General features: G+C 65.3%; 20 protein-coding genes. 10 read left to right on the forward strand and 10 right to left on the reverse strand.

What is annotated here, in order from left to right:
* Positions 1-2 precede the first annotated feature (2 nt).
* From V6B08_RS12110 to V6B08_RS12125, 4 genes are all read right to left on the reverse strand, one after another.
* Entirely contained in the window at positions 3-656 is a 654-nt protein-coding gene (locus V6B08_RS12110; RefSeq protein ID WP_341981039.1) for an SOS response-associated peptidase, read from the reverse strand.
* A gap of 6 nt (positions 657-662) precedes the next feature.
* Positions 663-1415 (reverse strand): substrate-binding periplasmic protein, encoded by a 753-nt coding sequence (locus tag V6B08_RS12115; protein WP_341981042.1) that lies wholly within the window; start codon positions 1413-1415, stop codon positions 663-665.
* Between the two features lie 62 nt (positions 1416-1477).
* Positions 1478-2221: a cytochrome c biogenesis CcdA family protein gene (locus V6B08_RS12120; protein WP_341981045.1), complete on the reverse strand. Its 744-nt coding sequence runs from the start codon at positions 2219-2221 to the stop codon at positions 1478-1480.
* Between the two features lie 9 nt (positions 2222-2230).
* A complete protein-coding gene (locus tag V6B08_RS12125; protein WP_341981047.1) occupies positions 2231-3331 on the reverse strand; it encodes a YeeE/YedE family protein in 1101 nt (366 codons plus the stop codon).
* A gap of 141 nt (positions 3332-3472) precedes the next feature.
* Here V6B08_RS12125 and V6B08_RS12130 point away from each other — a divergent pair, with 141 nt between their 5' ends.
* From V6B08_RS12130 to V6B08_RS12150, 5 genes are all read left to right on the forward strand, one after another.
* Entirely contained in the window at positions 3473-3697 is a 225-nt protein-coding gene (locus V6B08_RS12130) for a sulfurtransferase TusA family protein (protein ID WP_341981050.1), read from the forward strand.
* A 63-nt stretch (positions 3698-3760) separates the two neighbouring features.
* Positions 3761-3970, forward strand: a complete 210-nt coding sequence (locus tag V6B08_RS12135) for a hypothetical protein (RefSeq protein WP_341981052.1) — start codon at positions 3761-3763, stop codon at positions 3968-3970.
* 8 nt (positions 3971-3978) lie between these two features.
* Positions 3979-4509, forward strand: a complete 531-nt coding sequence (locus V6B08_RS12140) for an SPOR domain-containing protein (RefSeq protein WP_341981055.1) — start codon at positions 3979-3981, stop codon at positions 4507-4509.
* Positions 4510-4680: 171 nt separating this feature from the next.
* Entirely contained in the window at positions 4681-5493 is an 813-nt protein-coding gene (locus tag V6B08_RS12145; RefSeq protein ID WP_341981062.1) for a hypothetical protein, read from the forward strand.
* A 76-nt stretch (positions 5494-5569) separates the two neighbouring features.
* Positions 5570-7846, forward strand: a complete 2277-nt coding sequence (locus V6B08_RS12150; RefSeq protein WP_341981063.1) for a ComEC/Rec2 family competence protein — start codon at positions 5570-5572, stop codon at positions 7844-7846.
* A gap of 52 nt (positions 7847-7898) precedes the next feature.
* On the opposite strand, the gene lexA is transcribed toward V6B08_RS12150, so the two are convergent.
* Positions 7899-8648 (reverse strand): transcriptional repressor LexA, encoded by a 750-nt coding sequence (gene lexA, locus V6B08_RS12155; RefSeq protein ID WP_341981065.1) that lies wholly within the window; start codon positions 8646-8648, stop codon positions 7899-7901.
* Positions 8649-8983: 335 nt separating this feature from the next.
* On the opposite strand from lexA, the gene V6B08_RS12160 reads away from it, so the two are divergent.
* Positions 8984-11278: a methyl-accepting chemotaxis protein gene (locus V6B08_RS12160; RefSeq protein ID WP_341981067.1), complete on the forward strand. Its 2295-nt coding sequence runs from the start codon at positions 8984-8986 to the stop codon at positions 11276-11278.
* Between the two features lie 133 nt (positions 11279-11411).
* Complete coding sequence (locus V6B08_RS12165; RefSeq protein ID WP_341981069.1) at positions 11412-12815, forward strand: divergent polysaccharide deacetylase family protein; 1404 nt, start codon at positions 11412-11414, stop codon at positions 12813-12815.
* 3 nt (positions 12816-12818) lie between these two features.
* On the opposite strand, the gene V6B08_RS12170 is transcribed toward V6B08_RS12165, so the two are convergent.
* From V6B08_RS12170 to V6B08_RS12190, 5 genes are all read right to left on the reverse strand, one after another.
* Positions 12819-13370, reverse strand: coding sequence for a PAS domain-containing protein (locus V6B08_RS12170; RefSeq protein WP_341981071.1), 552 nt, complete (start codon positions 13368-13370; stop codon positions 12819-12821).
* 127 nt (positions 13371-13497) lie between these two features.
* Positions 13498-14430: a class I SAM-dependent DNA methyltransferase gene (locus V6B08_RS12175; protein WP_341981074.1), complete on the reverse strand. Its 933-nt coding sequence runs from the start codon at positions 14428-14430 to the stop codon at positions 13498-13500.
* A gap of 7 nt (positions 14431-14437) precedes the next feature.
* Positions 14438-15157, reverse strand: a complete 720-nt coding sequence (locus tag V6B08_RS12180; protein WP_341981077.1) for a DNA-3-methyladenine glycosylase I — start codon at positions 15155-15157, stop codon at positions 14438-14440.
* Between the two features lie 19 nt (positions 15158-15176).
* Positions 15177-16697 (reverse strand): anthranilate synthase component I, encoded by a 1521-nt coding sequence (gene trpE / locus V6B08_RS12185; protein ID WP_341981079.1) that lies wholly within the window; start codon positions 16695-16697, stop codon positions 15177-15179.
* Positions 16698-16712: 15 nt separating this feature from the next.
* A complete protein-coding gene (locus V6B08_RS12190) occupies positions 16713-18617 on the reverse strand; it encodes a SurA N-terminal domain-containing protein (RefSeq protein WP_341981081.1) in 1905 nt (634 codons plus the stop codon).
* Between the two features lie 136 nt (positions 18618-18753).
* Here V6B08_RS12190 and tpiA point away from each other — a divergent pair, with 136 nt between their 5' ends.
* The 3 genes from tpiA to secG are packed head-to-tail and all read left to right on the forward strand — an operon-like array spanning position 18754 to position 20915.
* Positions 18754-19509, forward strand: a complete 756-nt coding sequence (tpiA, locus tag V6B08_RS12195; RefSeq protein ID WP_341981083.1) for a triose-phosphate isomerase — start codon at positions 18754-18756, stop codon at positions 19507-19509.
* 5 nt (positions 19510-19514) lie between these two features.
* Complete coding sequence (locus tag V6B08_RS12200; protein WP_341981085.1) at positions 19515-20591, forward strand: lysine-2,3-aminomutase-like protein; 1077 nt, start codon at positions 19515-19517, stop codon at positions 20589-20591.
* Between the two features lie 6 nt (positions 20592-20597).
* The gene (gene secG, locus V6B08_RS12205; protein WP_341981088.1) at positions 20598-20915 is read left to right on the forward strand and encodes a preprotein translocase subunit SecG; all 318 of its coding nucleotides are present in this window, start codon (positions 20598-20600) and stop codon (positions 20913-20915) included.
* Positions 20916-20985 lie beyond the last annotated feature (70 nt).

The following is a 20985-nucleotide window of genomic DNA, read 5'->3' on the forward strand; positions in this document are numbered from 1 at the left end:
GCTCAGACCAGCGTGGTGGCTACCAGCCGCTCGAAGCAGCCGGCATCGTCGTGCTTCACGCTGTTGACCCGGTCGCTGACACGGTAGCGTGCCATCGGCTCGTCTGGAAACGGGCGCAGCAGGCCGATGGCCGGCGGACCCGGTGTCAGCCAGCTTGCGTAATCCTCCGGCGCCACGATCACCGGCATGCGCTCATGCAGCGGCGCCAGATAGTGGTTGGCGGCGCAGGTGAGGATGGTGAAGCGCTGGAAGGGCTGGCCCGTCTTGTCGGCAGCGTCTTCCCACAGGCCGGCAAAGGCAAACGGCGTGCCGCCTTTCATGCCGATGCGCCAGGGCTGCTTGCGTTTCTCGTCAAGTTGCTGCCATTCGTAGAAACTATCCGCCGGCACCAGGCAGCGACGCAAGTTGAGCGCGTCTCGGAATGTCGGTTTGGTCGCTGCGGTCTCGGCGCGTGCATTGATCAGCGGCGCCCCGTTCGGCCCCTCGAAACCCCAGCGCATGCTGGTGAGGTGGCGGCTGGCTTCGTCCTGCATCACCACCCAGGCCTGCTGCGTCGGTGCAATATTCCAGCGCGGCGCCACATTCGGGCGTTCAGCCGGATCGAACATCTGCCCCAGCACTTCCATGGTCACGGTCAAGGCGAAGCGGCCACACATAGCCGGCTATTCCAACAGGCCGTGGCGCGCCAGGATGTTGGTGGCAATGCCGTTCTTGCTGATCCGCTCCATGCCCTGCTCGAATTCCGCCAGCAGGCTTTCGCCGCCGATCCTGGAGCGTGAGACCATCAAGTGCAGGGTTGAGCGCGAGAGCGGCTGATCAGAAAAGCGGAACAGGCGGCGCGGCAATTCCTCGCTGCGCATCAGATGCCAGCCAACCGGCTTGCTGACGACGAAGAAATCGACGCGGCCAGCCTGGATCATCTTCAGGCAACTGGCGGCAGCGGTGGTTTCGATCTGCCGCGCCGTGCCGTTTTCGAGCAGCGCGCGCAAGGCTGGCTGCGGTGTCCAGCCGAGCGGCAGACAGGCACGCGGCCCCGGCATGCCAGGGCCGATTGCCTTCACCGCAGCATCGCGTTCGCTGCTGCTCAGCACATAGGTGTCGATGTTAAACAGCGCGCTGGAGAAGAAAAAGCTGGAGGCACGCTCGGGCGAGGGCACATAGGGCAGGGCGGCGTCGTAGCGCCCGAGCTTGGTTTCCTCCAGCGCACGATTCCAGGAAGTGTAGGCAATGGATGTTTCGCGTCCCGAGGCGCTGAACGCAGCGCGAACCAGTTCAGTCAGGGCGCCGCCATCGGGCAGCTTGGGATCGGCGAAAGGGGGGTAGTCGGTGCCGGTGACCAGCCGCAGCGGTTCTGCCGCCGGCACAGGGGCGGCAGCCAGCAGAAGCGGCAAAAGAAGCAGGAGCCGGCGCAGCATGCCGCGACGTTATGCGGTTTTGCCGGTCGCCGGAAGGGGCTGGCAGACACAAGCCGGGCGGCTTACCCCAGCGTGGCGAACCAGGGGAAGGTTTCCAGCAGGAAATAGCTGAACTGCCCAAGGCTGTTGGTGAAGATCAGCACGCCAGTGGTGACCAGCAGGGCGCCGGCGGCAATCTCCACCTTGCGCATGTGACGGCGGAAACGCTGCATGAAGCGCATGAACGGCTTCATCGCCAGGGCCGCGAGCAGGAACGGGATGCCAAGGCCGAGAGCGTAGGTGGCGAGCAGCGAAACGCCGTAGCTGAGATCCGAGCGGCTGCCGGCGATGGTCAGGATGCTGGCCAGGATCGGCCCGATGCAGGGCGTCCAGCCAAAGGCGAAGGCGAGGCCGATGACATAGGCGCCGAGCCATGAGGTCGGCCGGTTTTCCGGATTGATGCGGGCCTCGCGGTAGAGCAGGCCGATCTTCAGCAGCCCCATGAAATGCAGGCCGAACAGGATGATGATGCCGCCGGCAATCTTGCCGATGATGTCGAGATGCTGCACCACAAGCTGATTGATCGCCGAAGCCGAGGCGCCCATGATCACGAACACGGTGGAAAAGCCGAGCACGAAGGCGATGGCCGCCATCAGCACGCGGCGTGTTTCCGCCTTGTCGATCTCCTGGCGCTCCAGCATCTCGTCCAGCGACGTGCCGGCGACGAAGCAGAGATAGGCCGGCACCAGCGGCAGCACGCAGGGGCTGAGAAAGCTCAGCGCCCCGGCACCGGCGGCGACGGCATAGGAAACATCGAGACCGTTCATCTGGTTCCTTCAGCGCGCGGCGAACAGGGCGCGCACGGCATCGCGCAGATTGCCCTCTTCGAGATAGCGCACCCCCAGCACGCCGCCAAGGCAGATGCCGCCGAAGGCGATCACACTGGAGAGAGCCAGGGTTGAAAAGCCCGTAAGGCCCTGGCCGATGGTGCAGCCGAGCGCGAAGACGCCGCCGACGCCCATCAGCGCGCCGCCGAGCAGATGGCCGATCAGGTCGTCGCGGCTGGAAAAGCTTTCGATGCGGAAACTGCCGTCGAGCTTCGCCACCAGGAAGGCGCCGAGGATCATGCCGCCCACGGTGCTGATGCCGAAATTCAGTGTCGCGCCGGTGAAGGTCATCAGGTAGAGCAGGCTGTCGGCCACCGGCGCCACGAAGGTGACGGAAGCCAGCGGTACCGGTTCGAATTCGTCGTTGCCGAGAATCCCGGTAACGGCCCAGCCGGCGACCGCGATCAGCCCGACGCCGATGCCGCCAATCACCAGCTTAGGTCTGGCGCGGAAGCGGGCATTGCTCAAGGCATAGGCCACCAGGCCACCGCCGATGCCGAGTGCCAGCAGGATGCGCAGGGGACGGGCCGGCAGGCCGAGCGCGGCGAACAGATCGGGCAGGGACTGGGTCGGAATGCCGCGCGCCTTGAGGTCGATCACCGTCAGGCCCTCGAACCATTGCCGCGCCGGGCCGATGATGCCGCGCAAGGTGGCGTAGGCGGTGACGCCCAGCACCAGCAGGGCGACCAGGGATTTCAGGTTGCCGGCACCGAAGCGGACCAGGGTGCGGCTGCCGCAGCCGCCGGCCTGCACCATGCCGAAGCCGAATACCAGGCCGCCGAGTAGGGCGCCCAGCCAGCCGAGATTGGTGGTGGCGTAGATGGCCCCATCCAGGTTCACCAGGCCGGCCAGATGCAGGCCCTGGGCGCCCAGGATGGCGGTGCCGATGGCCAGCAGCCAGGCGCGGAACCGGCTGCCATCGCCCAGCAGGACCAGGTCGCTGATACCGCCCATGGTGCAGAAGTTGGTCCGCTGTACCAGGCCGCCGAAAATCACGCCCAGCAGCAATCCGCCGCCATTCACCAGCAGCGCCGTCGAAATCTCACCCATCGCGGCCGGCTCCCTAAAACGCCCCCGACGCCGAAGAGCGCCAAGGGTTTCCAAAATTGTCGCTGTGATTATATAAACAACAGGGCGAAAGTGAAGTTTCGGCCATTCTCGCTTGTTGGTCGGTGGAATGAGGGTGCGGCGATGAGCCAGGTTCTGGATTTGCGTGGGCTGACTTGCCCGCTGCCGGTGTTGCGCACCAAGAAGGCGATGCAGTCGGTGCCCAAGGGCGGCAGCCTGACCGTGGAAGCGACAGACCCGGCGACCCAGGCGGATATTCCGGCTTTGTGCGAAGCAGCCGGCTACACACTGCTGAGCAGCACTGAAGCCAACGGCATATATACTTTCAATATTCAGCATCCGGGCTGAAGCGGGCGTTGGCGCGCTGGCACGAATCCGCTACGCTGCCAGTAACAGTAACAGGGATGCCTGATGGCAAAGTTGACCGCTTCCGACATCGTTCCGGGCCAGCGTTTCGAGCAGCGTCAGGGCTTCACCTGGCGGGTGGCACGCCTGATCCAGTTCCCCAGCGAGGATGTGGTGCATGTGCAGCTCATTAATGAGCGCGATGCCAGCAGCACCAAGACCGTTTCGGTCAGCGCCTTGCTCGACCGCCACATGTTCCGCCTCATCGACAAGTGATCCAGGCTATGCCGTATCGGCCAGCCATTGCCACGCTGATCCTGGCGCTGGTGCTGGCTGGCTGTTCCGGCATGAAGGCGATGGCCGATAAACCGGCGGAACCGCCCGCTGCCGATGCTGCGCCTGTCGATCTGCCGCCGCCACCTGCGATGGTGGAGATGAAGGCGGAACCGATGCCGGCGCCACCGCCGGCGCCCCCGCCAACTCCCGCGCCGCCAGTGCCGCGTTTCGCCGGCCATGTCGCCAGTTTCAAAAACCTGGGTGACGCCGAACGCGGCTGGGTTGCTTTGTCGAAGCGCTATTCCATTTTGCAGGGTTTGATGCCCCGTTACGTCGAAGTCGATCTCGGCAGCAGCCGCGGAAAGACCGTGCGCGTGCTGCTCGGCGGCTTTGTCGACCGCGATGCCGCCCGCGCTTATTGCTACGATATGCGCCGCGAAGGCCTGTTCTGCGCACCGCATCCCTTGCCAAGTGCGGCGCCCTTGCCGAACCCCGGTTCTCCCTCGCCGAGTCCAGGTTCCTTATCGAACGCGGGCTGAACGCGTAGATAACACGCGCAGTCCGAGGTTGCAGTTCCACGGTTGCGCATTTAGTATCCTTCTAAATAAGCCCCCAGACGCAAGGATTGCAGTCGCGTGACGGTGAATAAGTCCGTCGTTCAGGAGACCCTCCGGCTTATCGGCGTGGTTGAAAACCAAAGCCGTGAGCTGATGGCTTTTTGCCAGGACTCCTCGAATTCCAGCCCGCATTTTCAGGACTACAAACGCTTCGTCGAGAAGATTGAGCATTTCTATGTCTTCGTCGATCTGGTGGAAGGCCGCATCCCGGAATTCGAGACGGCCAAGCGGGAACCGCTGAACAAGCATCTCTCGAAGATCCGCTGGAAGGTCATCATCCTGGAACTCGATACCACGCGTATCTACCTGGTGAAGATCACCCAGTCCGGCCGCAAGCTGCCGCTTGGCGCGCGCGAGTTCCTGGTCCGCCGGCTCGAGCGCCTGAGCGAGATTTCGCAATACTACGACCGCTTCGGCGAAGAGCATGAATTGGCGCCGCCGGCCCAGGCGCTGATCGAGGCGGTGGAGAAGCTGCTGCGGGCCGGCATCGAGCAGGCGCCACGGCTCGAGGAATTCACCAATTCGATGACGAATACGCCGCTGCCGCGTCCCTCAGCGACGCCGATGCAGCCAACCATGGCGCCGACCAGCAGCTATTCGATGGCGGAAACCATCCGCCTGGATCCGGCGCGCATGCGGCAGCCATTGCTGCCGGTGGTGCCGGAGAAGGTGAATGTGAAAGAGACCTGGGGCCGCTTCTATGTCGAGAAGGGCTCGCTGGTGGCGGTATCGCAGGCCTGCAAGGTGGCCTCCATCTCCATCGACCAGCTTGCGACAAAGCTGGGCCTGAGCCGCGTAGCTCTGTCGCTGATGCTCAGCGGCCAGGATCCGATGCCGCGCCAGGCGGTAGACAAGCTGCAGCAATTCATGGGCGAGCAGGCTCGTCGCGTGCGGCCGGAACGCTGATCGTTTTGGGGCGCTGATCCTGTTCCCGATTTAAGCCGGCTTGCCGCCGCCAGCCGATCCGGCACAGGATCGCGCCATGGCGCTGCCATCCTTTCCTTTCACCGGTTTGTGGCCCAGCCTGCGGCATGGGTTGCGCCTGCGGCTGCAGGCGATAGCGGCTTTTCGCCCCTGGCCGGCGCTGCTGGCCGAGCGCGAACGCTGGTTCCTGTGGTTGCCGGTTCTGCTCGGGCTCGGCATCGCACTCTACTTCCTGCTGCCCAAGGCACCGGCGGCAATGCCGCTGCGCATCCTCGTCACGCTCGGTTTGGTGTTGCTGCTTGGGCTGATCTGGCGCCGTCCGGTTTGGGCGGTGGCCTTCGCGCCGCTGGTGTTGCTGCTCGGCGGCCTCTGGCTGGCGGCCGAGCGGGCAGAAGATGTGGCGGCGCCGGTGCTGCAGCGGCGCCTGCCGGCGAGCTGGATCGAAGGCCGCGTGCTGCTGGTGGAGCCGCGCGACCATGGCCATCGCCTGACCATCGATCAGGCCTGGATCGAAAAGCTGGAGCCGGAAGCGACGCCGGCACGGCTGCGCGTTACTCTGCGCCAGGGTGGTGAAGGCCTCAGGCCCGGCGAGCGTGTACGCCTGCGCGCCGTGCTCGGTCCGCCATCCGGCCCGGTGATGCCCGGCGCCTTCGATTTCGCGCGCACTGCTTGGTTTCAGCGCATTGGCGCCATCGGCACCGCCAATGGCGCGGTGGAAATCCTGCCACCACTCCCGGCATCGAGCCTGGATGCCTGGGGCGATGCCTGGCGGATTGGCCTTGCCAACGCGCAGCAACGCCTGACCGAACGCATCCTTGCCGCGCTGGATGGCGCCGATGGTGCCATTGCTGCCGCGCTGATGACCGGCGTGCGTGGTCCGATCCCGGAAGAGATCGACGATGCCTTCCGCGATTCCGGCCTCGCGCATATCCTCTCAATCTCCGGCCTGCATCTGGCGCTGGTCTCCGGCATCCTGTTCGCCGCCATTCGCGGCTTGCTGGCACTGCTGCCTTATGCCGCGCTGCATTGGCCGATCAAGAAGATTGCCGCTGTTGCCGCACTGATTGGCGCTGCCGCCTATATGCTGATCTCGGGTTCTGCGCTGGCAACACAGCGTTCGTTTCTCATGGTCGCCTTGGCGCTCGGTGCGGTGTTGCTTGACCGCCAGGCGCTCAGCCTGCGCAGTCTGGCGCTGGCGGCTTTGCTCTTGCTGCTGCTGGCGCCGGAAAGCCTGCTCGATGCCGGCTTCCAGATGAGTTTCGGCGCCGTGGCGGCGCTGATCGCCAGCTACGAAGCACTGGAGCAGCCGCTGGCGCGCTGGCGGGGACAGGCCGGGCCGTTGCGCATGGCGGGCTTGTGGCTCGCCGGCGTGCTGCTCAGCAGTTTCGTCGCCGGTATCGGCTCAGGGCTGTTCGCGGCCTATCACTTCAACCGCTTTGCCGATTATGCATTGATCGCCAACCTGATCGCCTCGCCGCTGGTATCGTTCTGGATCATGCCGCTGGCCATGCTGGCCTTCGCGCTGATGCCGTTCGGTCTCGAGGCTTTGGCACTGGTGCCGATGGGCTGGGGTGTCGAGGGCCTGATCGCCATTGCCGTATGGGTCGCCGGCTGGCCGGGGGCGGTGGCGACGATCCCGGCGATGCCGGCCTGGAGCCTCGGCGCCATGGCCATCGGCGGCTTGTGGCTCTGCCTGTGGCGGCTGCCCTGGCGCTGGCTCGGCCTGCTGCCGATCTGCGCCGGCCTGGCTTCGCCGCTATTCACGCCGCTGCCGGATCTGCTGATCAGCGGCGATGCCCGCCGCATTGCGTTGCGCGGTGGCAATGATGCTGATCGCTATTATTTCAGCAGCCCGGCCAACCTGCCGGCCAATGCCGCGCCGCGCGGCTTCGAGGCGGAAACCTGGTGGCGCCGCCTCGGTGCGCCAGCCCTGCTGCCCTGGCCGAATGCGCGGCGCGCGGCTGCTGCAGGCGCGGATGGTTCCCTGCGCTGCGAACCGGAAGGCTGCACTGCGCGCGTGAAAGGCTGGGTGATTGCGCTGCCGCGCGAGGAACGGGCGCTGGCCGAGGATTGCCGCCGCGCCGATATCGTGGTGGCGCCATTTCCAATACGCGGCCGCTGCGCCGGCGCGCGGCTGGTGATCGACCGCTTCGATCTCTGGCGCGAAGGCGCGCATGCGCTCTACCTGCACGACGAGGGTCGTTTCAGTCTGCGCAAGGTGGCTGCTGAGCGTGGCCTGAAGCCATGGTCGCCGCCGCGCGGCCATGGCGCGGCGAATGCCGCACAGCCGGGCAGGGGCGAAGGCGCGGTGTTGATGGACGAGCTGGGCGAGTAAAAGAAAAGGGCGCCATCGCTGGCGCCCTTCGCTCAATCCGATATGCCGACGCTTAGTAGCGGCGCAGCAGGCCGACCAGGCGGCCCTGCACCTTGACCCGGTCGGGGCCGAAAATGCGGGTCTCGTAGGCGGTGTTGGCGGCTTCCAGCGCCACCGAATTGCCCTTGCGGCGCAGGCGCTTCAAGGTCACTTCCTGATCATCCACCAGCGCCACCACGATGGTGCCGTTCTCGGCATTGTCGCTGCGCTGGATCACCACGGTGTCGCCATCCAGGATGCCGGCATCCACCATCGAGTCACCGGCCACTTCCAGCGCGTAATGGTCGCCATTGCCGAGCAGGCCGATGGGCACGTCGATCTGCGTCGAGAGGTCGCGCAATGCCTCGATCGGTGTACCGGCGGCGATGCGGCCATAGAGCGGCAGGGTGACGATATCGCGGGCGTTGAACGGGCTGACGGTAACCGGCGTGCCCTGCATCGGCTGCATCATGTCGCCGGTGCCGCGCGGCATCAGGCGGTTCCGGGCCGGCGCGGCGCGGGAAGCGGTGGTGACCCCGGCGCCGGCACCGCCGCGCAGCGGCACCGCCGAGTCGGGCAGGCGCAGCACTTCCAGGGCGCGGGCGCGGTGCGCCAGGCGGCGCAGGAAGCCGCGTTCCTCCAGCCCGGTGACCAGGCGGTGGATGCCCGACTTCGACTTCAGCTTCATCGCTTCCTTCATTTCCTCGAAGGAGGGCGAGACGCCCGAGGTCTCGAGCCGTTCATGAATGAACATCAGCAGGTCATGTTGCTTGCGGGTGAGCATCCGCTTTCTCCCTTGCCCTGAGTGTTCCGCCTCGGTGCTTTATCTGGCCTGGGAAACCAGAAGATTGGGGGCACTGATTTGGAACGAAATTGAAACCTGGTGGATGTTCTAAATTGGTTCTGCCGGATGGTCAAGGGCTTTTTTCCACAGGCCCCACAGGTTGCGGAGCGGCGATACCGCCGACCCAAGATATACGTATCCGGCCTGAAACTGCTTCTTCACAAGCTGCCGCTGGTAGGCTGCTACCGCCTCCCTTATACCTTGGTCCAAAGCCTGTTGTGCAGGCTAGAACAAAGGCCGCAAAAGCCGCCGCTACGGCATCAGAGGGGATTGCCATGGGATTCGGTATCCGACAGAAGTTGAACATTGCCATTGCCGTGCTGGCGGCGATCACTTTGCTCTCCAATGGTGTGGCGGCGCTGTTCTTCAGCCGGGTGCAGAACACCTATGCCGGCATCACCGGCGAGAGCCTGCCCGATGTGGTGGCGGCGCTGAGCATGAAGACGCTGAGCGCGGAACTCACCTCCGCCGCGCCGGCGCTCGCGGCGGCGGCCGATGATGCCGAGCGGGTTCGCGTTCTCGGTGAACTCGAAGGTTTGCAGAAGCGTCTGGCGCAGACTCTCGACGTGGTCAAGCTGAGTGGTGCCGAACCGGCGCAACTCGAGGAAATCGGCAAGGCGGTGGAATTCCTCCAGGGTCGCATCGCCCAGATCAACCGCTCGGTGACGGCGCGGCTCGACTGGATCGCGCAGCGCCAGGAGAAGTCGGCCAAACTCGCTGCCGATTTCGTTGACTTCCAGGCGCTGGTGAAGCCGCTGACCGATAAGGCGATCGACGATATTGGGCGCGGTGCCGGCGGCAGCATGGCGCGAGCGGCACGCGCGCTGATGGAAGCTGCAGCGGCGGTGAACCAGATGATTGGTGTGCTGAGTGTTGCCGCGCAGGCACCGAGCAACGACGATCTGACCAAGCTGCAAAGTGAATTCGCCACGCTGAACAACATCATCCTGCAGGATCTGGAATTGGCCAGCGCGCATATCGATATCGCGGCCATCCGCACCGCTGCCGGCAATCTGCAGGCCTATGGTTCCTCCAGCGACAGCCTGTTCCAGCTTCGCCGCGGTGAATTGCGTACCTCCATGACCGCCGGTGTGGCGCTGAAGCAGGCGCGCGATGGCGCGGCACAGCTTGCCGAGAAGATCGAGGTGGTGGTTGGTGCCGCGTCGCAGCGCGCCGACACGGCTGCCGCTTCGGCTGCCGGGCAGGGACGCATGGTGCTGGTGGTGCTGGGTGTGCTGGCGCTGATCAGCTTGATCGCGGCGGTGGCGATCGGCGGCTTCTTCATCGGGCCGCAGGTTTCAGCGCCGATTGGCCGCCTCACCGATGCGATGCGCCGGTTGGCCGACCGCGACTGGTCGGTGACGCTGGCCGATACCACGCGGCGCGATGAAATCGGCGACATGGCGCGGGCCGTCGATGTGTTCAAGACCGCCGGCCAGGAGAATGAACGCCTGCAGCGCGAGGTGGAGGAAAGCCGCGTCGCCTTCGAGCGCGAGCGCCAGGCCCAGGAAGCGCTGCTGGAACAGGCCATCGGCCAGATCGTTGCGGCGGCGAATGACGGTGACTTGAGTCGCCGCATCGACGCTGACGCGCTGCAGGGCGTGATGCGCACGCTCGGCATCGGCGTCAATGGCCTGCTCGGCACTGTGGAGCGGGCGCTGGGCGATCTCGGCGGCATGCTTGGCGCGCTGGCCCAGGGTGATCTCACCCACCGCATCAACGGAGGCTATCGCGGCGTGTTCGAACGCCTGGCGCTGGATGCCAACACACTGGCCGAGCGGCTGGCCGAATTCGCCGGCCGGCTCGGGCAATCCGCCGGTCTGGTGCGCGATGCCTCGGCCGAGATTTCCGCCGGCAGCCATGATCTGGCGCAGCGCACCGAAGCGCAGGCCGCCAGCCTGCAGCGCACGGCGGCGACCATGGAGGAAATCACCGCCACCGTGCGGCACAATGCCGACAACGCCCGCCAGGCCAGCCAGTTCGCGGTGGCGGCACGAGACACGGCGGAAGGCGGCGGCCGTGTGGTTGGCGAGGTGGTGACGGCGATGGGTCGCATCGAGGGCTCGAGCCAGAAGATCGTTGATATCGTCGGCCTGATCGACGAGATCGCGTTCCAGACCAACCTGCTGGCGCTGAATGCTTCCGTGGAAGCAGCGCGGGCAGGCGAGGCGGGCAAGGGTTTCGCGGTCGTGGCGCAGGAAGTGCGCAACCTGGCGCAGCGCTCGGCGGAAGCCTCGCGCGAGATCAAGGCGCTGATTTCGGAATCCAATGGCCAGGTGCGCGAAGGCGCCAAGCTGGTGCGGCAGGCCGGTTCCAGCCTGGAGGCCATCGTCGATGCCGTGAAGCGTGTTGCCGGCATCATCGAGGAAATCGCCATCGGCAGCCAGGAACAGGCCTCGGGCCTCGATGATGTGAACCAGTCGGTCGCCGAGATGGACGAAATGACCCAGCGCAACGGCGCCCTGGTGGAGCAGACCACCGCCTCGGCGCAGTCGATGGCCGATCAGGCGAAGGGGCTGGCCGACCTGGTGGCGTTCTTCAAGACGGGAGCTGTCCAAACCGCCGCCTGAGGGCAGTTTGCAGGACTTTGTTAACGTCTTGCTCAGCTTTAGAGAGCATTCTGCGAACAAAGCGGCGAATCGGGCCGCCGAATCGGAGATGCAGTATGCGGCTGGGCATGAGCGACAAATTCTGGGGGCGGCGATGAGCGACGGTTTGCGGCTGCGCCGCCAGGATCAGCCGCGCGGCGGCTCGCCGGCTCATGCAGCCAATGCCTATGGCGCCACCATGGCACGGGCAGCACCCGGTGCGAAGATCGAAGCGGCTGCCCCGGCAGCGACACCGAAGCGCAAAACATTCGCCGTCCTGGCACATTGGTCATTATGGGGCGGGGCCTTCCTGCTGCTGGGCGGCGGCGTGGTGCTCGGCACCATGCTGGGCGGCCCGGCGACCTCGCTGCAGAATCAGGCGCCGCGCACGGTCAGCGTGGTGCCGCAGGCGATTGCCAAGCCGCAGGCTGCCCTGCCGGAAAGCCGAACCGCTGAACTGCATTTACCCGCGGGCTGGAACCCGCGCGGCTTGTCTTCCGAGACGGAAGAACGTCCGGCCCTGGCGCCCCCGCCGCCACCCGCCATGCCCGCACCAGCGGCGGCTGCCGCAGAGCCGGTGATGCCGGCACCGCAGCCCGCGCCAGTTCAGGCCGAATTGCCCAAGCCTGTCGAGCCGGTCCCGGTTTTACAGCAAGTGGCGGCGCTGCCGCCCGCGCCGGCTGCCGCCCATGCCGCCAAGCAGGCCAAGCCGGCAGCCCTGCCGGTGCCGCCGCAGAGCTTCGTGCCGCCGTCGGCACATACCGCGCCGCTGCCCGGCACTGAGCGCTGGCGCCAACTTGCCGTGCCGGCGCCGCTGGATGCCAAGCCGCCCTATATCGCCATCGTCATCGACGACATGGGCCTCGACCGGCGCAACTCGGCGCGCGCGGTGAATATCCCAGGGCCGCTGACGCTGTCCTACATGAGCTATGCCAACGAGCTTTCGGAGCAGAGCGCCTCGGCGCGCGCCAAGGGCCATGAGGTGATGCTGCATCTGCCGATGGAGCCGCTGGATGCCAAGCGCAACGACCCGGGGCCGAATGCGCTCTATGTCGGCATGGAAGAGGGTGAGCTGCGCCGCCGGGTGAATTGGGCGCTGGACCGCTTCGACGATTATGCCGGCGTCAACAACCACATGGGCAGCCGCTTCACCGCCGATCCGCGCGGCATGGCGATTGTGCTTGATGAATTGCAGCGCCGGGGCCGTTTCTGGCTCGACAGCCACACCGGCCCGAATTCCGCCGGCCTGCCGTTGGCGCATAAGCGCGGTCTTGCTGCCACCGGGCGCGACCTGTTCCTTGACGACGAACGCCAGTCCGGCGGTGTCGCGGCCCAGCTCGCCGCGCTGGAGCGCATTGCGCGCAGCAATGGCGATGCCATCGGCATCGGCCATCCACATACCGCGACGCTGGAGGCGCTGGAACGCTGGGTAAAAGATGCCAAGGCGCGCGGTTTCAGCCTGGTGCCGGTGACCACCGTGCTGCGCAACCGCAACCCGGAACGCATCGCCTCGAACTGAAGTTTATTTTGGCGCGGGTTCGCCGTCGCTGTAGGCATCGAGTTCGAACGTGGCGATATCGGCGATGGTGATCTCGCTTTCCGACACGGCAGTGGGATTGCCGCGTGCGAAACGCTGGTCGATCTTGATGCAGCCGAGCAGGTGGTCGATCTTCTCGCCATCATTGGACAGCGGCAGCAGGATGCGGGCATAGCGGATATAAGGCCGGCCGGCGAGGTGCAGCGTGTTGCGGCGGAAATGCACCTTGCGCTGGAAGGCGCAGATGCAGAAGCTTTCATCGAAGAATTCGCGCAGCGGGCTGATCACGGCTTCATCCAGCCAGCGGCCATGCAGCTTGGTCAGCACCAGGCTTTCCACGTCGCTGCCGGCAAGGCGATAGCGGAACCGCTCCTGCTCGTGGTCAACCTCGATAATGAAAATGCTCGGCAGCAAATGGCGCAGGTCAACGGGATCGATACGGTCCCGCGGCGGCGGAAAGCGGCCCGCCTTGCGCTTCAGCCAGTAGAGGTAGAGCCAGCGCAGATCAGATTCGTCGATATGTTCGGCAAAGCGCATGGAGGCGTCCGAGGAATTCTTCCTAGATACTTATTATCTAGTGTAATCCGCCAATAAAGCCAGCGTAAATTCCTGCGGCGGGAATATTGCGTGGCAGCAAAGCCCGTAGCGCTGGTGCGGCTCCAGTTCAGGCCTTGTGGCACAGCCGATAGGCGGTTCCAGGCACCAATTCGCCGGCTTCCACCCGCAGGGGTTCGTCCACTCGGTCGGCCACCATCAAGCCAGCCTGAGCCGCAACAACTGGAATATGCTTTTCGTCGTGCTGATAGCGTCCGCTTGCCGCCAGGCGGTAGCCCAGCGCGGTCGGGGTCAGGTCACGCTCGATGGTGATGAAAATCTGCCCGCCAGGTCTGAGCGCGGTAGCCATCAAGGTAAAAATTTCGGTCACATCTCCGACGTAGTTCAGCATCTCGGCGGCCAGGATGCCATCATATTGCTGATCCGCCTGCTGTAGAAAAACATGGGCATCGGAGCAGAACAGGCGGGTATAGTTACCGTTGCGCGCTGCCTGATCGAGCATGCGTTGGGCGATGTCGACGCCATCCATGGTGGCGGCATAGGGCTTGAACGGCTGGCCGGAAAATCCGGTGCCGCAGCCGAGGTCAAGTATCGCCAGTTTATTTTCCGGCTGCCAGACGCGGGTGATGAGCTGGTGCAGCATCTCCGGGCCGCGATAGCCGAGTGTTGCCATATCGTTATCGAAATCGGCAGCGTTGGTGTTATAGAGCCAGGCGATGTAGGCACTCGGCATGCGGGCTGGATTGGCGCCAGCGGCGGCATCCGCCAGATGGCGGATCACACCGGAATGAGGAGCTAACGCTCGGGCTTTCTCAAAACATTCGCGGGCTTCGCCATGCTGACCTGTATGGGCAAGACAAAGCGCCAAGCCGAGCCAGGAGATTGGACGGTCGGCCAACATCAGACCGGAGCGAAAATAGCGTGCGGCCTCGTCGTAGCGTTTGGCGTCACGGGCGGCAATGCCACGCTGCTCCCAGAGCAGGGCGGCATCCTCAATTTTTTCGGAAGACATCGAACAGGATAGGCAGATATCTGCAATCAAGCCAGTCTTATTCGTCGCCGCGCATCTTCTTCAAGGTTGCTTCGTCATAATTCTGGCCCACCGACATGGCACAGACGCGCGAGACATGCATGTAGGGCAGGCCGGACTCTTTCGCCCAGGCGTTGAACTGATCCTGGATCTTACGCAGGTCTTTCTTCGATGCAGCAGTCTGACTCAATTCAACGCCGGCATCGCGCAGGCAGGTGATCACATCGTTAGAAGTGACAAAGCCGTCCTTGCCGAGAAAGCGCAGCAGATACTGGCCGGTGTTGCCGCCGAGTCTGCTGCCGCGCTTGGCCAGCAATTCCATCAGGCCGACCTGATCTGTCACCGGCCAGGATTGGAGGAATTTGCCGAAGCTGCCATGTTCGGCAGCGATATCGAGCACGAATTGCGCATTGGCGCGCACGGTCATGATCTTCTGGCCATTGCGCACGATGCGGGTGTCGGAGGCCAGCTTCTCCCAGAATTCATCGGGCTTGTGCAGCAGCTTCTTCGGCTGGAAGTTTATGAAAGCCGCCTCGAAGCCATCCCACTTGGCGTCGATCACCTGCCACACGAAGCCGGCGGAGAATACGCGCTTGGTCATCTCGGCCAGCACGCGGTCATCGTTAAGCTTCCCCAGCGCCTTCTGGTCAGGCACTTTGGGCAGCAGCGCCTGCAATGCCTTGTCACCGCCCTTGCGCTTGGCGGCACGCGCCCAGATGAACTTGAACGCGGTTGCCATGCTGCCTCCAGGTCCTGCGCTATTGTCCCCGGCCGCCGCCTTGAGCGAAGCGTTCGGCTTCCTCGGCGGCGCGCATCAGCGCCTTGGCCTTGTTCACGCATTCGACATGTTCCGACATCGGGTCGCTATCGGCGACGATGCCGGCGCCAGCCTGCACGTACATGGTGCCGTCCTTGACCAGGGCGGTGCGCAAGGTGATGCAGGTATCCATCGAACCATTGGCGGAGAAATAGCCGACGCCGCCGGCATAGAAGCTGCGCCGCGTGCTTTCCAGTTCGTCGATGATCTCCATGGCGCGCACCTTCGGCGCACCGGAAACAGTGCCGGCCGGGAAGCCGGCGAACAGCGCATCCAGTGCATCCAGTTCGGGACGGATCTTGCCCTCGACATTGGACACGATATGCATCACATGGCTGTAGCGCTCGATGGTGTTGCGCAAGGTGACACGCACGCTGCCAATCTGCGACACGCGGCCGACATCGTTGCGCCCCAGGTCGAGCAGCATCAGATGTTCGGCCAATTCCTTCGGATCGGCCAGCAGGTCGGCGGCGAGTGCCGCATCTTCCTCACTGGTGGCGCCGCGCTTGCGCGTGCCGGCAATGGGACGGACGGTGACGGTGTTGTCGCGCAGCCGCACCAGAATCTCGGGGCTGGAGCCGACCAGGCAGGGGCCGCCGAGATTGACATAGAACATGAACGGCGATGGGTTGGTACGGCGCAGCGCGCGGTAAAGCGCGAAGGGCGGCAGCCGGAAGGGCAGCGAGAAACGCTGCGACAGCACCACCTGGAAAATATCGCCGGCGGCGATGTATTCCTTCGCCTTCGCCACCATCGCCATGTATTCCTCGGGCGACATGTTCGATTGCGGCTCGGGCAGGGCTTCGAGATCGGCGATCTGCTCGCGCACCGCGCCAAGCGGGCGGTCGAGGTCGTTCACCGCATCGGCAAGGCGTTCGGAGGCGAGATTGTAAGCGGCGCGCGCATCCATGCCGGCCTGCGGGCGCACCGGCGTCACCAGGGTGATGACGTCGAGCACGGAATCGAACACCGCCATCAGCGTCGGCCGCATCAGCAGGCCGTCGGGCAGGCCCAGCGTATCGGGATTGGCATCCGGCACGCGCGGCTCGATCAGCCGGATCATGTCGTAGCCAATATAACCGGTGATGCCGGCTGCCATCGGCGGCAGGTTCGGCGGCAGGTCGATGTGGTTCTCGGCCAACAGGCGGCGCAGCGCGGGCAATGCCGGTTCGGGGCAGGGTTCGAAGCTGTCGGGATCGAAGCGGGCGCGGCGATTGATCTCGGCCTTGCCGCCGCGGCAGCGCCACAGCAGGTCCGGCTTCAGGCCGATGATGGAATAGCGGCCGCGCGTCGAGCCGCCTTCCACTGATTCCAGCAGCGAGGCGAAGGGCCGGCCATTGCCGAGCTTGAGGAAGGCCGAGACCGGCGTTTCCAGGTCCGCCACCAGGGTGGTGGACAGCACCTGGGCTTCGCCGGCCATGTAGCGCTGCGCGAACGCGGTGTAATCAGGCGTGAGCTTCATGCGCCGGGCCGCCGCTTAGAAAGCGAGCGCGCGCTGGCGGGCGGCAGCGTTCACCGTCACGCCAAGACTGGCTTCAATCTGCTTGCGGTAACGCTCTTCAAGTTCGCCAACCAGGCCCTGGGTAAGCTGCTGGCCAGTGCGATCACGCTGCGCCGCCATGGCTGCGATATCCGCCGGCACGATGCGGCTGAGCCGCGCCACGATCACATCGCCACCCGAACTTGCCGGGCCGACGGCCACTTCGCCGGGCTGCTTGGCGGAGAACAGCAGGCTCACCACGGTGGGCGACAAAGCACGGTCGGCGGGCTGGCCGCCACGGCTCAAGGGCGGCGTGGTCTGCACCACCAGGTTAAGCGCCTGGGCTTCCTTCAGCAGGTCGCCGCCGGCGCGCAGCCGCTCGGCGATCTGCAGCGCAAGCTGGTCGGCGGCCTTGCCGCGCTTGGCGGCAGTCACGGCGGCGGCGGCTTCATCGCGCACCTCCGCCAGCGGCTTTACCGCCGCAGGCTTCACGGCGGTCACCTGCAGCAACTGGAAGCCGCCGTCATTCTGGTCGAGGATCAGCGGATCGACCTTCTCGGCAAGCTGGAAGGCTTCGGTGATGAAAGCCGGCTGAGTCTGCGGCAGGGTTTCCACTGGTTTGCCGGTGGCATCGCTGCCACGCGCATCCAGCCCGGCCTGGGTCGAAACCGCGATCTTGTGCGTTTTGGCGATATCAGCCAGCGGCATGCCGCCGGCGATCATATCCTCCACCTGCGGGCGCAGCTTCATCAGCGCATCGCCGGCCTTGTGCAGCGCCACCTGCTGGCGCAGTTGCTCCTTCACCTCGGCAAGCGTGGTGGTCTTGCCCGGCTGAATCTGCGTGACGCGCAGCAGATGCCAGCCGAAGGCGCTCTTCACCGGCTCGGCAACACCGGGCTGGGCCAGAGCGAAGACCGGCGCGGAAAGATCCGGCGGCAGTTGTTCCTTCTGCACCAGGCCGAGCGAGACGTCGGTTTCTTTAAGCTGGCGCGTGCGCTGCGCCATGGCGAGGAAATCCTCGCCGCCCAGCACTGCCTGGCGCGCTGCCTTGGCCTCGTCTTCGGTGTTGAACACCACCTGCTGCACCTGGCGCCGCTCAGGCTCGATATAGTTGCCCTTGTGGGCCTCGTATTCCTCGGCGATTTCCTCGTCGCTCACCACGATCTCAGCCGCCAGCGCGGCCGGGGTGAAGGCAACCCAGGCGATGTCACGGCGCTCCGGCGTGGTGAAGCGCGGCGCGTTGGCCTTGTAGAATTCCTCGATCTCGGCATCGGTGGGTGCCGCCGGGGCCGGCAGCTTGGCGGCTTCCAGGCGGATGTAATCCGCGGCGCGGGTTTCCAGGCGATAGGCCAGCACGCTGTCCACGGCGAGGACCGGCATGGTCTCGACACCAGAGAGCAGGCTGCCGAGCAACTGCTCGCGCAGCAGGTCGCGGCGCACTAGTTCCACCAGCATGGCTTCGGAATAGCCTTCGTTGCGCAGGAAGGTCTCGTAGCGCAGGCGGTCGAACTGGCCGTTCGTGCCCTTGAAGGTATCGGCGCGGGTGATGTAGTCGCGCACCACGCCCGACGTGGCGGCCAGGCCCTGCTTCAGCGCCTGCTGCTCATAGGCGCGGGCGGCGATCAGGCCGTTCAGCACGCTCTCATCGAGGCCGAATTGCTGCATCTGTTCCCGGGTCATCACGGTGCCGATGCGGCGGGAGAGCTGCTGGCCCTCGCGGCGCAGCGCATCGGAGAATTCCGCAGCGGAAATCTCCTGACGACCGATTTTGGCTACCGCCGGGATCGAATTGGAGCTACGGACATAGTCGCCGATACCCCAGGCGCCGAAGCTGACCACCAGCAGCAGCATGAGAATCTTCGCAACCCAGGAACCCGCGCCTTTGCGCATCTGTGCAAGCATGTACCACCCGAAACGTGGGAAATTAAAAGTCGCGGGATACTAAAGTGTGGGGAGGGGCGGGGCAAGCCATGCGGCCTTTGCCTTTTGCCCGGAAGATGCTAGAGAAACGCGGTTTTTTTGAGCAGGAGTGGGTCAGATGAGCCAGGCGCGGAAGCCCCTGATTGCCGGCAATTGGAAGATGAACGGCGCCCTGGCGGCGGCCGAGGCCGAGGCGCGTGCGCTGGCCGCCCGGGTCGGGGCTGAAAAGCCGGCCGCCGAGCTGGCGCTGTGCCCACCGGCGACGCTGATTGCCGCGCTTTCCGGCTGGCTTTCGGGCAGCGGCATCGCGGTCGGCGGTCAGGATTGCCATGCCAAGGCCAGCGGCGCCCATACTGGCGATATTGCCGCCGAGATGCTCAAAGAGGCGGGTGCCAGCATGGTGATCGTCGGCCATTCTGAGCGCCGCACCGATCATGGCGAGACCGATGCCGCCGTGAAGGCCAAGGCCGCCGCCGCGCACCGCGCCGGCCTGATTGCCATCGTCTGCTTAGGCGAGACCCTGGCGCAGCGCGATGGCGGCGAGACGCTGAAGGTTGTGGCCAGCCAGTTGCGCGGCTCGCTGCCAGACGATGCCAGCGCCGCCAACACCGTGATCGCCTATGAACCGGTCTGGGCCATCGGCACCGGCCGCACGCCGACCCTGGAGCAGGTGGCCGAAGTGCATGCCCTGATCCGCCAGGAATTGCGTGCGCGGTTCGATGACGGCGCCGGGTTCCGCATCCTGTATGGTGGCTCGGTGAAGCCGGATAACGCCAAGGCGCTGATGGCGGTGGCCGATGTGGACGGCGCGCTGGTTGGCGGCGCCAGCCTCAAGGCTGCCGATTTCTGGCCGATTGTGGCGGCGAAAGGCTGAGCGAATTGGGCGCGCACGAACTCGACAGCAATTCCGACCTGGCCGCGCTGAAGCGCGTGACCGAGCGGTTTGCCGTCGCCGTGACGCCTCATATCCGCGCCCTGATCGATCCCAGCGACCACAGCGATCCCATCGCGCGGCAATTCGATCCCAGCATCGAAGAACTGCACGAAGCGCCGGAAGAACTCAGCGATCCGATTGGCGATGCAACGCATTCGCCGCTGCCCGGCATCGTGCACCGCTATCCTGACCGGCTGCTGCTCAAGTTAGTGAATGTCTGCCCGGTCTATTGCCGCTTCTGTTTCCGCCGCGAGACAGTCGGCCCCGGCAACCAGGGCCTCACCGGCGATGAACTCGACGCGGCGCTGAACTACATCGCCGCGCGGCCGGAGATTTTCGAGGTCATCCTCACTGGTGGCGACCCGCTGATCCTTTCGGCGCGGCGCCTGGGCGAGGTGATCGCGCGGCTGAATGCCATCCCGCATCTTGGTATCATCCGCATCCACACGCGCGTGCCGGTGGTCGATCCTGGCCGCATCACGTCGGAACTGGTGGAAGCCCTGCGTGGCCCGAAGCCGGTTTATGTGGTGGTGCATGCCAATCATGCGCGGGAATTCTCAGCCGAGGCGCGGCAAGCCTGCGCGCTGCTGGCCGATGGCGGCCTGCCGCTCTTGGGCCAGAGCGTGCTGCTGCGCGGCGTGAATGACAGCGAGGCGGCGCTTTCGGCCCTGTTCCGCGCCATGCTCACCGCGCGGGTGAAGCCCTACCACCTGAACCATCTCGACCGCGCCCGGGGCACCAGCCATTTCCGCGTGCCGCTGGAAGAGGGGCAGGCGCTGATGGCGCGGCTGCGTGGCCGGCTTTCCGGCCTGGCACAGCCGACCTATATCCTTGATATCCCTGGCGGGCACGGCAAGGTGCCGGTCGGGCCGCTCTATGCGGAAAAGGCCGAAAACGGCGAATGGCGGGTCACCGATCCCTGGGGCTGCGTCCATGCTTATGGCGAGGGGGCTTCCCCACAGGCGGCGGCTGGTGTAAAAGCCCCGCCGGAACGGCCTCTTGCCGGGGCCGATGCGGAGTAGGACGAGATGATTACCTTTATCCTGGTAGTGCACCTGTTGCTGGCCGTGGCGCTGATCGGCGTCATCCTCGTGCAGCGTTCCGAAGGCGGCGCGCTGGGCATCGGTGGCGGCGGTGGCGGCAGCCTGTTCTCGACCCGCGGCCAGGCCAATCTGCTTACCCGCACCACGGCGATCCTGGCCACCTGCTTCATCGGCACCAGCATCATACTGGCGATTCTCGCCGGTGGCCCGTCGCGCTCGCGCTCGATTCTCGACCAGCCGGGCACCTCGGCTCCGGCCGCGCCCGCCCAGCCGACCCGTCCGGCCGTTCCGCTCTCTCAGTAAGTGATTGAGAAAGCAGCTTAAACCCGTCACTTAAATTTAGCGATTGCTGTCGCGGACAAGGCTTCCGCAG

It is taken from the genome of Ferrovibrio sp. MS7, assembly GCF_038404985.1.
GTDB lineage: Bacteria > Pseudomonadota > Alphaproteobacteria > Ferrovibrionales > Ferrovibrionaceae > Ferrovibrio > Ferrovibrio plantarum.

Coding starts and splice junctions, on each gene's coding strand:
- V6B08_RS12115 (WP_341981042.1), bottom strand. CDS start 1,415: ATGCTGCGCCGGCTCCTGCTTCTTTTGCCGCTTCTGCTGGCTGCCGCC.
- V6B08_RS12140 (WP_341981055.1), top strand. CDS start 3,979: ATGCCGTATCGGCCAGCCATTGCCACGCTGATCCTGGCGCTGGTGCTG.
- V6B08_RS12150 (WP_341981063.1), top strand. CDS start 5,570: ATGGCGCTGCCATCCTTTCCTTTCACCGGTTTGTGGCCCAGCCTGCGG.
- V6B08_RS12135 (WP_341981052.1), top strand. CDS start 3,761: ATGGCAAAGTTGACCGCTTCCGACATCGTTCCGGGCCAGCGTTTCGAG.
- V6B08_RS12170 (WP_341981071.1), bottom strand. CDS start 13,370: ATGCGCTTTGCCGAACATATCGACGAATCTGATCTGCGCTGGCTCTAC.
- V6B08_RS12145 (WP_341981062.1), top strand. CDS start 4,681: ATGGCTTTTTGCCAGGACTCCTCGAATTCCAGCCCGCATTTTCAGGAC.
- V6B08_RS12110 (WP_341981039.1), bottom strand. CDS start 656: ATGTGTGGCCGCTTCGCCTTGACCGTGACCATGGAAGTGCTGGGGCAG.
- lexA (WP_341981065.1), bottom strand. CDS start 8,648: ATGCTCACCCGCAAGCAACATGACCTGCTGATGTTCATTCATGAACGG.
- V6B08_RS12125 (WP_341981047.1), bottom strand. CDS start 3,331: ATGGGTGAGATTTCGACGGCGCTGCTGGTGAATGGCGGCGGATTGCTG.
- V6B08_RS12130 (WP_341981050.1), top strand. CDS start 3,473: ATGAGCCAGGTTCTGGATTTGCGTGGGCTGACTTGCCCGCTGCCGGTG.
- V6B08_RS12160 (WP_341981067.1), top strand. CDS start 8,984: ATGGGATTCGGTATCCGACAGAAGTTGAACATTGCCATTGCCGTGCTG.
- secG (WP_341981088.1), top strand. CDS start 20,598: ATGATTACCTTTATCCTGGTAGTGCACCTGTTGCTGGCCGTGGCGCTG.
- tpiA (WP_341981083.1), top strand. CDS start 18,754: ATGAGCCAGGCGCGGAAGCCCCTGATTGCCGGCAATTGGAAGATGAAC.
- trpE (WP_341981079.1), bottom strand. CDS start 16,697: ATGAAGCTCACGCCTGATTACACCGCGTTCGCGCAGCGCTACATGGCC.
- V6B08_RS12190 (WP_341981081.1), bottom strand. CDS start 18,617: ATGCTTGCACAGATGCGCAAAGGCGCGGGTTCCTGGGTTGCGAAGATT.
- V6B08_RS12165 (WP_341981069.1), top strand. CDS start 11,412: ATGAGCGACGGTTTGCGGCTGCGCCGCCAGGATCAGCCGCGCGGCGGC.
- V6B08_RS12120 (WP_341981045.1), bottom strand. CDS start 2,221: ATGAACGGTCTCGATGTTTCCTATGCCGTCGCCGCCGGTGCCGGGGCG.
- V6B08_RS12180 (WP_341981077.1), bottom strand. CDS start 15,157: ATGGCAACCGCGTTCAAGTTCATCTGGGCGCGTGCCGCCAAGCGCAAG.